The organism is Janthinobacterium sp. Mn2066 (assembly GCF_049319705.1).
GTDB lineage: Bacteria > Pseudomonadota > Gammaproteobacteria > Burkholderiales > Burkholderiaceae_D > Janthinobacterium.
Window position 1 is genome coordinate 79,149 of the sequence record NZ_JBMOUF010000015.1, and the last position, 13,925, is coordinate 93,073.

At 63.3% G+C, this 13,925-nt stretch carries 14 protein-coding genes; 12 read left to right on the top strand and 2 right to left on the bottom strand.

What is annotated here, in order from left to right; all coding sequences use genetic code 11:
- Nucleotides 1-20 precede the first annotated feature (20 nt).
- The 6 genes from ACL9RI_RS24725 (at nt 21) to ACL9RI_RS24750 (ending at nt 6,739) form a co-directional block, all read left to right on the top strand.
- A complete protein-coding gene (locus tag ACL9RI_RS24725) occupies nt 21-1,040 on the top strand; it encodes a ligase-associated DNA damage response exonuclease (RefSeq protein ID WP_422729130.1) in 1,020 nt (339 codons plus the stop codon).
- Nucleotides 1,033-2,661 carry an ATP-dependent DNA ligase gene (locus tag ACL9RI_RS24730; RefSeq protein WP_422729131.1) on the top strand — a complete coding sequence of 543 codons (1,629 nt, stop codon included), beginning with the start codon at nt 1,033-1,035 and terminating at the stop codon, nt 2,659-2,661. Before ACL9RI_RS24725 ends, ACL9RI_RS24730 begins: the two co-directional genes overlap by 8 nt.
- Nucleotides 2,658-5,123, top strand: a complete 2,466-nt coding sequence (locus tag ACL9RI_RS24735; protein WP_422729132.1) for a ligase-associated DNA damage response DEXH box helicase — start codon at nt 2,658-2,660, stop codon at nt 5,121-5,123. Before ACL9RI_RS24730 ends, ACL9RI_RS24735 begins: the two co-directional genes overlap by 4 nt.
- Nucleotides 5,123-5,776, top strand: coding sequence for a ligase-associated DNA damage response endonuclease PdeM (gene pdeM, locus ACL9RI_RS24740; RefSeq protein ID WP_422729133.1), 654 nt, complete (start codon nt 5,123-5,125; stop codon nt 5,774-5,776). The genes ACL9RI_RS24735 and pdeM overlap by 1 nt, the downstream gene beginning before the upstream one ends.
- Nucleotides 5,777-5,939: 163 nt before the next feature.
- Nucleotides 5,940-6,326, top strand: coding sequence for a KGG domain-containing protein (locus tag ACL9RI_RS24745; protein WP_422729134.1), 387 nt, complete (start codon nt 5,940-5,942; stop codon nt 6,324-6,326).
- Nucleotides 6,327-6,451: 125 nt separating this feature from the next.
- On the top strand, nt 6,452-6,739 hold the full coding sequence (locus tag ACL9RI_RS24750) for a hypothetical protein (RefSeq protein WP_422729135.1): 288 nt from the start codon (nt 6,452-6,454) through the stop codon (nt 6,737-6,739).
- Nucleotides 6,740-6,788: 49 nt separating this feature from the next.
- On the opposite strand, the gene ACL9RI_RS24755 is transcribed toward ACL9RI_RS24750, so the two are convergent.
- The gene (locus ACL9RI_RS24755; RefSeq protein WP_422729136.1) at nt 6,789-7,283 is read right to left on the bottom strand and encodes a pyridoxamine 5'-phosphate oxidase family protein; all 495 of its coding nucleotides are present in this window, start codon (nt 7,281-7,283) and stop codon (nt 6,789-6,791) included.
- A 266-nt stretch (nt 7,284-7,549) separates the two neighbouring features.
- Between ACL9RI_RS24755 and ACL9RI_RS24760 the strand changes: the two genes are divergently transcribed.
- From ACL9RI_RS24760 to ACL9RI_RS24785, 6 genes are all read left to right on the top strand, one after another.
- On the top strand, nt 7,550-8,203 hold the full coding sequence (locus ACL9RI_RS24760; RefSeq protein WP_422729137.1) for a PepSY-associated TM helix domain-containing protein: 654 nt from the start codon (nt 7,550-7,552) through the stop codon (nt 8,201-8,203).
- Nucleotides 8,204-8,237: 34 nt separating this feature from the next.
- Nucleotides 8,238-8,753 (top strand): DUF2271 domain-containing protein, encoded by a 516-nt coding sequence (locus tag ACL9RI_RS24765; protein WP_422729138.1) that lies wholly within the window; start codon nt 8,238-8,240, stop codon nt 8,751-8,753.
- A 12-nt stretch (nt 8,754-8,765) separates the two neighbouring features.
- On the top strand, nt 8,766-9,593 hold the full coding sequence (locus tag ACL9RI_RS24770; protein WP_422729139.1) for a DUF4198 domain-containing protein: 828 nt from the start codon (nt 8,766-8,768) through the stop codon (nt 9,591-9,593).
- A gap of 19 nt (nt 9,594-9,612) precedes the next feature.
- Entirely contained in the window at nt 9,613-10,650 is a 1,038-nt protein-coding gene (locus ACL9RI_RS24775; RefSeq protein ID WP_422729140.1) for an FAD:protein FMN transferase, read from the top strand.
- Nucleotides 10,651-10,662: 12 nt separating this feature from the next.
- Nucleotides 10,663-12,027 (top strand): sulfite reductase subunit alpha, encoded by a 1,365-nt coding sequence (locus ACL9RI_RS24780; protein WP_422729141.1) that lies wholly within the window; start codon nt 10,663-10,665, stop codon nt 12,025-12,027.
- 81 nt (nt 12,028-12,108) lie between these two features.
- Nucleotides 12,109-12,660: a glutathione peroxidase gene (locus tag ACL9RI_RS24785; protein ID WP_422729142.1), complete on the top strand. Its 552-nt coding sequence runs from the start codon at nt 12,109-12,111 to the stop codon at nt 12,658-12,660.
- A gap of 16 nt (nt 12,661-12,676) precedes the next feature.
- On the opposite strand, the gene ACL9RI_RS24790 is transcribed toward ACL9RI_RS24785, so the two are convergent.
- On the bottom strand, nt 12,677-13,903 hold the full coding sequence (locus tag ACL9RI_RS24790) for a DUF2325 domain-containing protein (RefSeq protein WP_422729143.1): 1,227 nt from the start codon (nt 13,901-13,903) through the stop codon (nt 12,677-12,679).
- Nucleotides 13,904-13,925: the final 22 nt, after the last annotated feature.

Consider the following 13,925-nt stretch of genomic DNA (forward strand, 5'->3'; position numbering starts at 1 on the left):
GACTGGCCTGGGAGGCATGGATGGACGACCTGGTGGTGGTGCGCAAGGAAGGCTTGTATTGTGTGCCGGGGCAGTTTTATATCGACCCGTGGCGTCCTGTCGAGCGCGCCGTGATCACCCATGCGCATGCCGATCATGCCCGCGTGGGCCACCGCCATTACCTGAGCGCCGCCGCCGGCGTGCCTGTGCTGCAGGCGCGCCTGGGGGCCGTCACCATCCAGGGCCTGGCATATGGCGAGCGCCTGACTCACCATGGCGTGACGATTTCCCTGCATCCTGCCGGCCATGTGCTGGGTTCGGCGCAAGTGCGTATCGGATACCAGGGGCAAGTCTGGGTAGCCTCGGGCGACTACAAGCTGGAAGCGGACCCCACCTGCGCACCGTTCGAAGCCGTGCGCTGCGATACCTTCATCACCGAATCCACGTTTGGCTTGCCGATCTACCGCTGGCAGTCGCAGCAGGAAATTCTCGACGACATCAACGCCTGGTGGCGCAGCAATGCGCAAGCGGGGCGCTGCAGCGTGATGCTGTGCTACGCCTTCGGCAAGGCGCAGCGTATTTTGAGCGGCCTCGACAGCAGTATCGGCCCCATCGTGTGCCACGGCGCCGCACAAGCCCTGAACACGGTCTACCGCGATTGCGGCGTGGCCTTGCCGCCTACCGTGATGGTCAGCGAAACAGACAAAGCTGCCTTGCGGCAAGCCATGGTGATTGCGCCGCCCTCGGCGGCCGGTTCGCCGTGGATGCGCCGTTTCGGCGACTATAGCGACGCGTTTGCCAGCGGCTGGATGCTGCTGCGCGGGGCGCGCCGGCGGCGCGGCGTGGACCGGGGCTTTGTGCTGTCCGACCACGCGGACTGGCCCGGCCTGATGCGGGCGATTGCTGCCACCGGTGCCCAGAGGGTGATCGTCACGCATGGTGCCACCGCCGTGATGGTGCGCTGGCTGCGCCAGCAAGGCTTGTTGGCGGGCGGTTTCGAGACGGAATATGGCGACGAGGAGACCGAACCGGCCACGGAGCAAGAGGTCAACCATGCGTGACTTTGCCCGCCTGTATGCCGCACTCGATGAAACCACGTCCACCAGCCGCAAGCTGGCCGCCTTGCAAGCGTATTTCCAGCAGGCAGCGCCCGAAAATGCCGCCTGGGCCGTGTATTTCCTGGCCGGCGGCAAGCCGCGCCAGGCCGTGCCGACCAAATTGCTGCGCCAGTACGCCACCGAATTTGCCGGGCTGGACGACTGGCTGTTCGACGAGTGTTACCACGCTGTGGGCGACCTGGCGGAAACCATCGCCCTGATCCTGCCTGAGCCTGCCGGGCGCAGCGAGGTGGGCCTGGCCGAGTGGATAGAACAGCGCATCGCGCCCTTGCGCGGCGCCGCACCGGATACCATCCGCACGGCGCTGCATGCTTACTGGAATCAACTGGAAACGCGCGAACGCTTTTTGCTGACCAAGCTGATCGGCGGCGGCTTTCGCGTGGGGGTATCGAAACTGCTGGTGACGCGGGCCCTGGCGGCCATCGCGGCGGTCGACAGCAAGCTGGTCGCCCAGCGCCTGATGGGCTGGACCGATGGCCGGGTCAGCCCCACGGCGGCCGGTTTCTTGCAATTGATCAGCGAACCGCATGCGGGCGAACACGCCTTGCGCGGCGGCCAGCCGTATCCGTTTTTCCTGGCCCATCCCTTGCAAGCCGACCCTGCCACCCTGGGCGAACCGGGCGACTGGCTGGTCGAGTGGAAATACGACGGTATGCGGGCCCAGCTGCTGCGGCGCGACGGGCAAACCTGGTTATGGTCGCGCGGCGAAGACTTGATGACGGAACGTTTCCCGGAACTGGCCCGCTTGCCCTTGCCGGAAGGCACGGTCATCGATGGCGAAATCCTCGTCTGGCAGGCCGGGGAGACGCCTGCGCCCTTTGCCGAGCTGCAAAAACGCATGGGCCGCAAGACCGTCTCCAGCAAACTGATGGCTGACTTGCCGGTGGTGCTGGTCGCCTACGATGTGCTCGAATACGATGGCGTCGATCTGCGCCACTTGCCGCAGCATGAGCGGCGCGCCTTGCTCGAGCAACTGGTGGCCCAGGTCGATGCGCCCACCCTGCGCCTGTCGCCGCGCATCGACGCCCATGGCTGGGATGCGCTGGCGGCCATCCGCACAGAATCGCGTGCCCGTGGCGTGGAGGGTTTGATGCTCAAGCAGCGCTCCAGCGCCTATGGCGTGGGACGCACCAAGGATGGGGGGACCTGGTGGAAATGGAAGATCGACCCGCATACCATCGACGCCGTGCTGATTTATGCGCAGGCGGGCCATGGCCGGCGCGCTTCGCTGTACACGGATTACACGTTTGCGGTGTGGGATGACGACCCCGAGGCAGAAGGCGGGCGCAAGCTGGTGCCGTTTGCCAAGGCGTATTCCGGCTTGACGGATGCCGAGATCGCCCAGGTCGATGCCGTGATCCGCAAGACCACGATAGAAAAGTTCGGCCCCGTGCGCAGCGTGCGGCCCAGCATGGTGTTCGAGATCGGCTTCGAGGGTATTGCTGCCTCCAGCCGCCACAAGGCGGGCATTGCCGTGCGCTTTCCCCGCATCCTGCGTTGGCGCGAAGACAAGACCATTGCAGACGCCGATACCCTGGCGACCCTGAAGGGCATGCTGGCATGAGCAAGAGTGCGCTGATGCTGCGTATCGAACAGTGGTTCGTGGAGCGTGGCTGGACGGTGTTTCCCTTCCAGCGCACGGTGTGGCGCGCGGCGGGCCAAGGCCGGTCGGGTCTGCTGCATGCCAGTACCGGGTCGGGTAAAACCTATGCGGTCTGGTTTGGCGCCTTGCTGCGTGCCGAGCGGCAACAGCGCAAGGGGCGCAAGCAGGGGCTGCGCATCGTGTGGATCACGCCCATGCGCGCGCTGGCGGCCGACACCGTGCGCGCCTTGCAAGCCTCGGGCGCCAGCCTGGTGCCGGACTGGCGCATCGAGGCGCGCACGGGCGACACCAGCGCGGCGCAGCGGGCGCGGCAATCGAAGTCCTGGCCCGAGGTGCTGGTCACCACGCCGGAAAGCCTGTCCCTGATGCTGAGCCAGCTTGACGCCCATCAACGTTTCAGCTTGCTGGAAACCGTGATCGTCGATGAGTGGCATGAATTGATGGGCAACAAGCGCGGCGTGCAGGTGCAGCTGGCGCTGGCCCGCCTGCGTTCGTGGCAGGGGGGCTTGATGGTGTGGGGCTTGTCGGCCACCTTGGGCAATTTGCGGCAGGCACAGGATGTGCTGTTGGGCGCGCAGGTTGATGGCGTGCTGGTCGAAGGCAAGGTGAAGAAGCGCATCGTCATCGATAGCCTGATCCCCGAACACCCCACGCGTTTTCCCTGGGGCGGCCACCTGGGTTTACAGATGCTGCAGCCCCTGATCGCTGAAATTGAATCGAGCGCGACTTCGCTGGTGTTTACCAATACCCGTTCGCAGGCGGAATTGTGGTACCAGCATTTGCTCGATGCGCGGCCCGACTGGGCCGGCTTGATCGCCCTGCACCACGGCTCGCTGGACCGCGCCGTGCGCGACTGGGTGGAGCAGGGCTTGAAGGAAGGCCGCCTGAAAGCCGTGGTATGCACCTCCAGCCTGGACCTGGGCGTGGATTTTTTGCCTGTCGAACGGGTATTGCAGATCGGTAGCGCCAAGGGCATCGCGCGGCTGGTGCAGCGGGCCGGGCGCAGCGGCCACGCGCCGGGGCGCATTTCTCGCGTGACCCTGGTGCCCACCAACAGCCTGGAATTGCTGGAAGCGGCCGGCGCGCGCCAGGCGCTGGTCCACGGTCAACTCGAAGCGCGGCCCGTGCCCGACAAGCCGCTCGATGTGCTGGTGCAGCATCTGGTGACGATCGCCCTCGGTGGCGGCTTTATCTCGGCGGAACTCTACGACGAAGTGCGCACGGCCTGGTCATACCGCCACCTGCGCCAGCAGGAATGGCAATGGGCACTCGATTTCGTGGCGCGCGGCGGGCAAAGCCTGGCCGTGTATCCCGAATACCGGCGCGTGCTGCCCGACGAGCGCGGCGTGTACCGCGTGCCCGATGTGGCCCTGGCGCGGCGCCACCGCATGAGCATCGGCACCATTGTCTCGGAAGCCTCGATCCAGGTGAAATTCATGAGCGGTGGCCGGATCGGCAGCATCGAGGAATCGTTTATTTCACGCCTGAAGCAGGGCGATCATTTTTTGTTTGGCGGGCGCATCCTGGAATTCGTGCGCGTGCATGAAATGACGGCCTATGTGCGGCGCGCTACTGGCAGCCGGGGCGCCGTGCCGCGCTGGCAGGGCGGCAAGATGCCGCTGTCGTCCGAACTGGCGCACGCCGTGCTGGACCAGCTGCAGCTGGCTGCCGATGACCAGGCGCAAGGGCCGGAAATGGCGGCGCTGGCGCCCTTGCTGGCGATACAGCAGCGCTGGTCGGCCTTGCCCACGCGTACTAATTTGCTGGTGGAAACCTTGTCCAGCCGCGAAGGCCGGCATGTCTTTATCTATCCGTTTGCGGGCCGCTCCGTGCACCTGGGCCTGGCGTCCCTGCTGGCGTACCGCATCGCGCGTATGCAGCCAGCCACTTTTTCGATTGCCGTCAACGATTACGGCCTTGAATTGCTGGGGCCGCGGGAACTGGATCTGGCGCCCCTGTTTCACGGTGACACTGGGGCGGAGGTCGGCCTGTTTGCGACAGAAAACTTGCTGGAAGACGTGCTGGCCAGCCTGAATGCGACGGAATTGTCGCAGCGGCGCTTTCGTGAAATTGCCCGCATCGCGGGACTGGTGTTCCAGGGTTATCCGGGCCAGCCGAAAAGTGCGCGCCAGTTGCAAGCGTCGTCGTCGCTGTTTTTTGAAGTGTTTCGCAAGCATGACTCTGCTAATTTGCTGCTGACGCAGGCGCAGCGCGAAGTGCTGGAACAGGAGCTGGAACTGACGCGCTTGCGTGCCAGCTTGCAGCAGATGCACGCTTGCCGCCTGTCTCTGCACGGTTTGCCGCGCGCGTCGCCGTTTGCGTTTGGTTTGATGGTCGAGCGTTTCCGCGAAAAGCTGACCACGGAAAAGCTGTCGGACCGGGTCGCGCGCCTGGTGCGCGAGCTGGAAAAGGCGGCTGCCTGATGAGTGCACATTGCCCTGTCACCCTGGCTGGAGAAGCGGTCCTCTTGCTGGCAGGCCGCGCGCTGTATTGGCCGGCCCGGCAGATGCTGGTGGTGGCCGATATCCATTTTGGCAAGGCCGCATCGTTTCGCGCGCTGGGCGTGCCCGTGCCACGCGGCACCACCACGCACAACCTGCAGGCGCTCGATGCGCTGCTGGAACAAGTTGCTTGCCGCCAGATTGTATTTCTGGGTGACTTTTTGCATGCCAGGGCCGCCCATGCATCCGCCACCGTGGCGGCCATGCTGGCCTGGCGCCGCCGCCATCCGCAATTGCTGCTGACTTTGGTGCGCGGCAATCACGACCTGCATGCGGGCGACCCGTCGGGCTTGCTGGCAGTGACACTGGTCGATGAGCCGTATCGACTGGGACCATTTGCGTTTTGCCATCATCCGGAGACGCCCAGCGAGGCTTATGTGCTGGCGGGCCACGTCCATCCCGTGTATCACTTGCGCTCCGGCCACGACGGCTTGCGCCTGCCGTGTTTTTTGCAGGGCCCGTCGCGCTTGATCCTGCCTTCCTTTGGCGCTTTCACGGGAGGCCATGCCGTCTGCCCGGAGGCGGGCGAGCGCGTGTTCGTGGTAGCGGACGGAGCCATTTTCCCCTTGCCATGATCGCGGGAGAAATCCTACATTTTTGCCGCTCAACGTCCTATTTGTAATGCCGCGGGCCAGCACTAAGATGAGGTTTCCCTTGCCATGCGGGGCTATTAACTTTGCATGGAGACAACATGTTAATGACAGCGTTGAGACAGTATTGATTAACCAGGAGATTATCATGGCGACATCGAGCGACAATAAACAAGGCAGTAAATCGGGCAGCAAGCAAAGCGATACCAGCAAACGGGGTTTTGCTTCCATGGACCCGGCCCAGCAACGTGAAATTGCCAGCGAAGGCGGGCGCGCCGCGCATGAAAAAGGCACGGCGCATGAGTTCACGTCGGAAGAAGCACGCCGGGCTGGCAGCCAAAGCCATAAAAACGATGGCAACCGGCAAAGCGCCAGCACCTCGCCGGGCACGCGCGAGCATGCCACCATGCGGCCCGACAATAGCAACGATACCAGCGGCGGCGCCAGCAAACAAAGCGGCGGCGCGGGTTCGAGCGTGCAGTCCGGCGGCGGATCGAGCTCCGGTTCCGGTTCCGGTTCGCGCGGCGGCAGTTGACGCCTGAGCTGACATCAGGGACAGGCGGCGATGCGGTCTGGTCAGGTATCGCCCTACCTCTTGTGATGCAGATGGACTATGCTGAAAAGGCTGCGATAGTGCAGCAAACTACCATGGAGATCAACATGGCTAATGTACACGACGGGCTTCCTTCCAGCAGCAGCCCAGGCAATATGTCCGGCCCCATGCGGGGTGATGCGGGTCACAAGCAAAGCGACCCGGCCGCAGGACAAAGCTTTGTATTGATCGATAGCGAACAGGGACTCGATATCGGTGACGACCAGTTTGCCATCGGCGAGGTACGCCGCGCCGACCGTTTGCCGCACCGCCAGGGTGGCGCTGGCGGCCAGAACCAGCAAAGCGCCTCGGATACGTCCTGTGCGCCTGACACCACGGGCAGCACCGGTGTCTGACGGGCGTTGACAGGTGAAACACTGGCGCCTTGCGCCAGTGTTTTTTTATTTACAGATCCACCCTCCCATGTTCGCCCATTTCCCTGGGCCGGTCGCCCGTGATGGCAGCCTTGGCCATCTCGAAAAATTGCGTCATCTTGCTGCTGCTCACGTCCCAGTATTCGGCGGATTGCAAGCGCACCTTGATCAGCGCCAGTTGCGGATCGTTGAGGCCGCCGGGGAACCAGGCCTTGACCAGCGGGCTCCATAATTCTTCCGCCTTGCTGCGGTCCTTCAGTAATTCCGCATGGCCGCAGACGGAGACATACAGGCTGTCGCCCGGCTCGGCAAAGCTGATATTGACTTGCGGATTGTTCAGCAGATCGCGCACGAACGGCGCTTGCTCGGAGACGAAAAACCACATCTGGCCTTCGCTATCGGTTTGCTGCAAGGTGAGCGGGCGGCTGGTCAGGGTGCGCATGTCATCGCTGGTCGTCAACATGCCAAATTTGACATGTTTGATCTTGCCCGCAATGATATTCAATTGTTCGCTGTTATAGCTCATGGCATGCTCCGGTGAGTGGATGGCGAAGCTCCAGCATAGGGTGTAGCGAGCCCGGACACCGTTAGTCAGCGTACCCTGGGGCGCGATCCATGTTTCAATCTTGTTACAAAACGGCGGCCTGGGCGGCTGTAGTTTGGTTGACTTCATAAATGATAATCATTATCATCTTTGTGCTGGTTTGTTCCTGGAACAGTAGCAAGGCTGGCCCAGAAATCTATTTTGAAGGATGTACATGAAGCAATCAGACCGCCGCGCGGGAGCGTGCCATGCATGACGCGGGCGCCGCCGACAAGGCCAGGCACAATGCCAGCCGCGCCGTCTGGCTCAAGCAGTTGCACCAATGGCACTGGATCAGCTCGGCGCTATGTTTGCTGGCGATGTTTTTGTTCGCCGTTACCGGCATTACCCTGAATCACGCCACGCAGATTGAAGCGAAGCCCACCGTCACGCGCCAGAAGGCCAGCGTGCCGGCGCCGGTGGTCAAGCAGCTGGCTGCATATGCCCATCAGCACGATGGCGCCAATGCGCCGCTGCCCGGCATCGCCGAACGCTGGCTGACCCGGCAGTGGTCCATCAATGCGGGCGGACGGGCGGCCGAATGGTCGCTGGAAGACGTGTATTTGCCGCTGCCCCGGGCTGGCGGCGACGCCTGGGTACGCATCGGCCTGGAAGATGGCGCGGCCGAATATGAAGTGACGGACCGGGGCTGGATTTCCTGGCTCAACGATGTGCACAAGGGCCGCAACACGGGCGTAGCCTGGAACTGGTTCATCGATATCTTTGCCGGGCTGTGCGTGGTGTTTTGCCTCACAGGCTTGTTGATTTTAAAGTTCCATGCAGTCAAGCGGCCCCTGACCTGGCCGATGGTAGGGCTCGGGATTTTGATACCGTGTGGTATCGCCTTGCTGTTCATACACTGATCGTTTTTATTTTCCACTTTTTTACAGGCATACCATGAAATTACGCTACTCCCTTGCGCTTGGACTTCCCCTGATCGGTACTTCGGCCATGGCGGCCGACCTGTCCCTCAAGCTTGAAATCCCGCAACTGAACGTGGCGGAATATCATCGTCCCTACGTGGCTGCCTGGCTGGAAACGCCGGACCAGAAAGTGGTAGGCAACCTGGCCGTGCTGTATGACGTGAAAAAGAAGGACAAGGCCGGTGAAAAGTGGCTCAAGGACATGCGCCAGTGGTGGCGCAAGAGCGGCCGCGACCTGGCCATGCCGGTCGATGGCGTGAGCGGCGCCACCCGTGCGCCCGGCGAACACAACCTGACCTTCCCTGGCTCGAAAGCCGTGCTCGACAAATTGCCGGCCGGCGAATATCAACTGGTGGTGGAAGCGGCGCGTGAAGCGGGCGGCCGCGAACTGGTGCGCGTGCCCTTCCAGTGGCCGCCGAAGAGCGCCGAGTCGGTCCCTGCCAAAGGCAAGGAAGAACTCGGTAACGTCGTCGTCCAACTCAAACCATAAGGCGCGCCTCCCATGTTGAAAACCACAGTACGTACATCGTTGATGGTGCTGGCCCTGGCTGGCTTGTCCCTGAACGCCCACGCCCATCGCGGCTGGATGGTGCCGTCGAGCACGATGGTGGAAAGCAAGGATGCCTGGGTGACGGTGGATGCCGCCGTGTCCGATGGCTTGTTCGAGATCGATCACCAGCCGCTGCGGCTGGACTTGCTGCAAATCACGGGGCCGGACGGCGCCACGGTGGCGCCTGCCAACGTGCTGACGGGGCGGCTGCGCAGCGTATTCGACGTGAAGATGGAAAAGCCGGGCACCTATAAAGCGGCCATCGTGTCGCAAACCGTGATGGCCAGCTACAAGGTGAATGGCGAGCAAAAGCGTTTCCGCGGCAACGAGGAAACCTTCAAGAAAGACGTGCCGGCCGACGCGCAGGAATTGAAAGTCACGCGCACGGCAGGCCGCCTGGAAACCTTCTTCAGCAATGGCGAGACCAGCACGGCCGTCTTCAAGCCGACCGGCGCCGGCCTGGAATTCGTGCCCGTCACGCATCCGAACGACTTGCGCGCAGGCGAAAAAGCCACCTGGCGTTTCCTGGTCGATGGCAAGCCGGCCGCCAACCTGGCGTTCAGCCTGGTGCCCGGCGGCGTGCGCTACCGTGGCGTGCTCGGTGAAATCCGCCAGACGACGGACGCCAAGGGCGAGATCACGTTTACTGTGCCGGCTGCCGGCATGTATTACCTGAGCAGCAGCTGGCCAGCCGCCGCGCCTGCCGTGGCAGGCCAGCCACCGGCCATGCCCGAGCGCCGCATGACCTACGCGGCCAGCGTGGAAGTGTTGCCGCAGTAATGGTGCACTAGTGTCCAGTATGCGCCGGGTTCTTTTGCCGCAGCAGATATCCGATCAGGCTGCGCCTGCCAACGGCGTATTGCGGACATTTGCTGGCCTCAGCATGGGCACCAGCTGGACGGTGCACCTGCTGGACAATGCCACGCCGGGGCGTGCCGGTCACGTTGATCTGCAACAAGGCTTGCAGCAGCAACTGGACCTGGTGGTGGCACAGATGAGCCACTGGAACGACGATTCCGACCTGGGCCGCTTTAACCGGGCCGAGCCCGGTAGCTGGCATAGCCTGCCTGCGGCCTTTTGCGAAGTGCTGGGTTTTGCCATGCACGTGGCGCAAGCTTCCGGCGGCGCCTACGATCCCTGTGCCGGCGCGCTGGTCAATCTGTGGGGCTTCGGCCCCCGCCAGCGTTATGACCAGCCCGGTTTTCAATCGCCGACGCCCGAAACGGTGGCCTTTTTACTGTTGCAGCAAGGGCGCCGCCGCCTGGAACTGGATTTGGCGGCCCGCCGCGTGCGCCAGCCTGGCGGCCTGCTGCTGGATTTGTCCGCGGTGGCCAAGGGCTATGGCGTGGACCGCCTGGCGCGCTATCTCGATGGCCAGGATATCCGTCACTATCTGGTGGAAGTGGGGGGAGAGCTGCGCGGCGCTGGCAGCAAGCCCGATGGCCAGCCGTGGTGGGTGATGCTGGAACAGGTCGAGGGCATGCCAGAAGCAACACCGCAGCCACCGGAAATGCTGCTGGCGCTGCATGGCTTGTCGGTCGCCACGTCGGGCGATTACCGGCGTTTTTTCCAGGATGAAGGGGAGGGTGTGCGCTTTTCGCACACCATCGATCCGCGCAGCGGCATGCCGATCAGCAACCAGCTCGCTTCCGTGACCGTCATCCACGCCGAATGCATGGCGGCCGACGTCTGGTCCACGGCCTTGACCGTGCTGGGGCCGGAAGCGGGACTGGCATTGGCCGAAGAACAGGGCCTGGCGGCCCGTTTCCTGCAGCGCGACGGAAATGCTTTGCGCGAAACATTGAGCAGCCAGCTGCTGGCCATGCTGGACGAATAACACTGAACCCCCATGATTTTTACGCACGATACGACGCGGCTGGCCTTGCTGGCTGGCCTGTCCCTCAGTTATGCCGGTGTTTGCCTGGCACCCTGGTTGCGCGCACGCAAGCGTCGCCGCGCAGACCAAGCGGCCAGGGCAGCGCTGGCCGATACACCCGCCTGGCTGGTGGTCTACGCCAGCCAGACCGGCAACGCCGAAGAACTGGCCACGCAGACGGCGCACAGTTTGCAGCTGGCTGGCGTGCCCGTGCGCCTGTGTGCGCTGGCCGAGGTGACGGCCGAAGATTTGCAGCAGGCCGAACGGGCCTTGTTTTTGGTCAGTACTTATGGCGAAGGTGATGCCCCCGATAATGCCGCCGCCTTTATCGGCAGCCTGATGACGGGGGAATTGACGCTGCCCCAGTTGCATTATGGTTTGCTGGCCCTGGGCGACAGCAGCTACAGCCAGTACTGCGGCTTTGGCCGCGCACTCGATGCCTGGCTGGCCGGGCAGGGCGCTTCGCCTTTGTTCGCGCGCATCGAGGTGGACCGCAGCGCCAATGCGGCCATCGCGCAGTGGTTCCAGCATCTGAGCCATCTGGCCGGCACCAGCGATGCGCCGGACTGGAGCGCGCCCGCCTTCGATGACTGGTCTTTGCTGGCGCGGCGCTTGTTGAATCCGGGCAGCGCCGGCGGCGCCGTGTACCACCTGGAACTGGCGCCTGCCAAGGGCAGCTTGCCCGAATGGCAGTCTGGCGACCTGGTGCAGGTGGCAGCGCCGGCCGACCCGGCGCAGCCGCGTGAATATTCGATCGCCTCGACTCCCCATGATGGCCGCGTGCATTTGCTGGTGCGCCAGCATGTGCATCCTGATGGCAGTCCGGGCCTGGCGTCCGGGTGGCTGACGGCGCAATCGCAGCCAGGCGACACGGTGCAGCTGCGCTTGCGTCCGCATAAACGTTTCCGCCTGGAAGACAATGCCGACCGGCCATTGATACTGATTGGCAACGGCAGCGGCATCGCCGGTTTGCGCGGACACTTGAAAAGCCGCTTGCTGGCTGGCCAGCGCCGCAATTGGCTGATCTTTGGCGAACGCAATGCCGAGCACGATTTTCATTATCGTGAAGAACTGCAGCACTGGCATGCCAGCGGCGGCTTGCCGCGCCTGGACCTGGTGTTTTCGCGCGACCAGCCAGAGCGCCTGTATGTGCAGGACCGCTTGCGCGGCAATGCCGATGAAGTCAAATTATGGCTGGAGCAGGGCGCGGCCATCTATGTTTGCGGCAGCCTGGCCGGCATGGCGGGCGGCGTCGACCTGGCCTTGCAAGACATGCTGGGCCGGCCCGGGCTGGACGCGCTGGCGGCGCAGGGACGCTACCGGAGAGATGTCTATTAGATAATTTGTCGAGATATTGCGCGGCCGCCAGCACGTCCGCGCAGAGGCGGTTATGATGGTTGTTTCTTCCAAGGAGACATCATGAGCGAGAGCATTTACGACATTCCCCTGCGCCGCATCAATGGCGACGCTGCCACCTTGGGTGCGTACCGGGGCAAGGTAGTACTGGTGGTCAACGTGGCGTCGGCTTGCGGCTTGACGCCGCAGTACGAAGGCCTGGAAAAACTGTATGAAGACAAGCAGGCCCAAGGCCTGGTGGTGGCCGGTTTCCCTGCCAATGAATTTGGCGCACAGGAACCGGGCAGCAATGCCGAGATCGCGGACTTTTGCAGCAGCAAGTTCAGCGTGCAATTTCCCTTGTTTGAAAAGATCGTCGTCAAGGGTCCTGGCCAGCATCCGCTGTACCAGCGCCTGGTCGAGCAGCAGCCGCAGGCGCAGGAAAAGCCGGGCAGCGAGTTCCGCGCCAAGCTGGCCGGCTACGGCATCGTGCAGGACAATCCCACCGACGTGCTGTGGAATTTCGAAAAGTTCCTGATCAGCAAGGATGGCAGGGTGGTCGGACGCTTTGCGCCCGATACCACGGCCGATGATGCGATTTTGCGCGACGCTATCGAACGCGAACTGGCCGCTTAAAAAAACAGGCGGCGCTTTATTCGGCGGTGTTCAGCGCCGCCGGTTCCAGCCCGCTGCTGACTTCCTGCAAACCGCGCGCCAGGCTGGAGATGCTGGGGTTGTCGATGAATACGCAGCGCTTGCCCGTGCGTTTGCAATAATCCTTCACCCTCCAGTAAGCGCTGTGGCTGATGCAGCCCGTCTGGCAAATTACCAGGTCGGCCGCCGCCAGGCTGGAATCGAGCAGATTGGCATTGTCTTCCAGGCCGCCATCGTGGTGGGCGAACTGGCCGCCGACCCGTTCGATCAGTGCGCGGTAGGTGGCCACATTGCCGCTGCGTCCACCCACGCACAGCACGCTTTGATCGACCAGGCGGATCGGCATCTTGAGCTTGCCGCCGCTTTGCACTTCCAGCTTCGGCGCCGGTGGCGGCGCAACGGGCGCGTTACGCGGCTGCGCCTGCTTCAATTCGCTGATTTGCTGGCGCAATTCCTTTTCACGCTCATCCATCTGCGCCAGACGCTCGACCAGGCGGGTGCGCGATTCCAGTTCTGGCACGCTGGCTTCCAATTGCGCCAGTTCGGCCCGCAAGCTGTCGATTACGCTCTCCTTGCCGATGGTCTCGGCACGCGCCCGTAGCAGCAGCGCTTCCTGGCGCTCCAGGTCGCCCGTTTTTTCCTGCAGCAGGGCGTGGCTGCGTTGTTGCAGCTTGGCCAGTTCGTGCGTCAGGCGCGCGTTTTCTTCCTGCAAGGCCGTGAATTTGCCCATGTCGGCCCGCACGCAGGCGCCGGCCTGGTGCTGGATCATGTGCAAGTCCCTGCACATCTGTTCTTCCAGTTCCGCATCGCAGCGCGGATGCGTCAGACCAGCCCAGAAGGCGCCGGCCACGTCGCCATTGCCGACGGCCGTGCGCCACAATTGCGCCACCTGTTCCGTCGTCTTGGCGCCGCGGAAACGCAGGATCACGGGCGCGTAGCGGCGTTCCAGTTCTTTTTGCAGTGCTTCCGACAAGCGGTTGCGCGCACCGCACTCCGTCACGGCGCCCACATGCACTTCGTAATCGTCGGCCAGCACGCGGCCACCCGTCATCTTGCCGACCAGCTTGCGCAGATAGCCGAGCGGCAAGCCCACGCCGACCAGCGGGCAGTGGCAGGTATGCGACAGTTCCCACAGCCGTCGCCGGCGCGAAGCGAGCGCGGCCTTTTCGGCCTCGCCGCTGGAACAATTGCTGATGACGGGGAGAGACTTGTCTTTGTCACACATGGCGGTATCCTGTCAGGCGTAG

What these genes read in the sequence shown, in the direction of transcription:
- ACL9RI_RS24785 (WP_422729142.1), top strand. Translation starts at nt 12,109, where the DNA reads ATGAGCGAGAGCATTTACGACATTCCCCTGCGCCGCATCAATGGCGAC.
- ACL9RI_RS24730 (WP_422729131.1), top strand. Translation starts at nt 1,033, where the DNA reads ATGCGTGACTTTGCCCGCCTGTATGCCGCACTCGATGAAACCACGTCC.
- ACL9RI_RS24770 (WP_422729139.1), top strand. Translation starts at nt 8,766, where the DNA reads ATGTTGAAAACCACAGTACGTACATCGTTGATGGTGCTGGCCCTGGCT.
- ACL9RI_RS24755 (WP_422729136.1), bottom strand. Translation starts at nt 7,283, where the DNA reads ATGAGCTATAACAGCGAACAATTGAATATCATTGCGGGCAAGATCAAA.
- ACL9RI_RS24765 (WP_422729138.1), top strand. Translation starts at nt 8,238, where the DNA reads ATGAAATTACGCTACTCCCTTGCGCTTGGACTTCCCCTGATCGGTACT.
- ACL9RI_RS24735 (WP_422729132.1), top strand. Translation starts at nt 2,658, where the DNA reads ATGAGCAAGAGTGCGCTGATGCTGCGTATCGAACAGTGGTTCGTGGAG.
- ACL9RI_RS24775 (WP_422729140.1), top strand. Translation starts at nt 9,613, where the DNA reads ATGCGCCGGGTTCTTTTGCCGCAGCAGATATCCGATCAGGCTGCGCCT.
- ACL9RI_RS24725 (WP_422729130.1), top strand. Translation starts at nt 21, where the DNA reads ATGGACGACCTGGTGGTGGTGCGCAAGGAAGGCTTGTATTGTGTGCCG.
- ACL9RI_RS24790 (WP_422729143.1), bottom strand. Translation starts at nt 13,903, where the DNA reads ATGTGTGACAAAGACAAGTCTCTCCCCGTCATCAGCAATTGTTCCAGC.
- pdeM (WP_422729133.1), top strand. Translation starts at nt 5,123, where the DNA reads ATGAGTGCACATTGCCCTGTCACCCTGGCTGGAGAAGCGGTCCTCTTG.
- ACL9RI_RS24745 (WP_422729134.1), top strand. Translation starts at nt 5,940, where the DNA reads ATGGCGACATCGAGCGACAATAAACAAGGCAGTAAATCGGGCAGCAAG.
- ACL9RI_RS24750 (WP_422729135.1), top strand. Translation starts at nt 6,452, where the DNA reads ATGGCTAATGTACACGACGGGCTTCCTTCCAGCAGCAGCCCAGGCAAT.
- ACL9RI_RS24780 (WP_422729141.1), top strand. Translation starts at nt 10,663, where the DNA reads ATGATTTTTACGCACGATACGACGCGGCTGGCCTTGCTGGCTGGCCTG.
- ACL9RI_RS24760 (WP_422729137.1), top strand. Translation starts at nt 7,550, where the DNA reads ATGCATGACGCGGGCGCCGCCGACAAGGCCAGGCACAATGCCAGCCGC.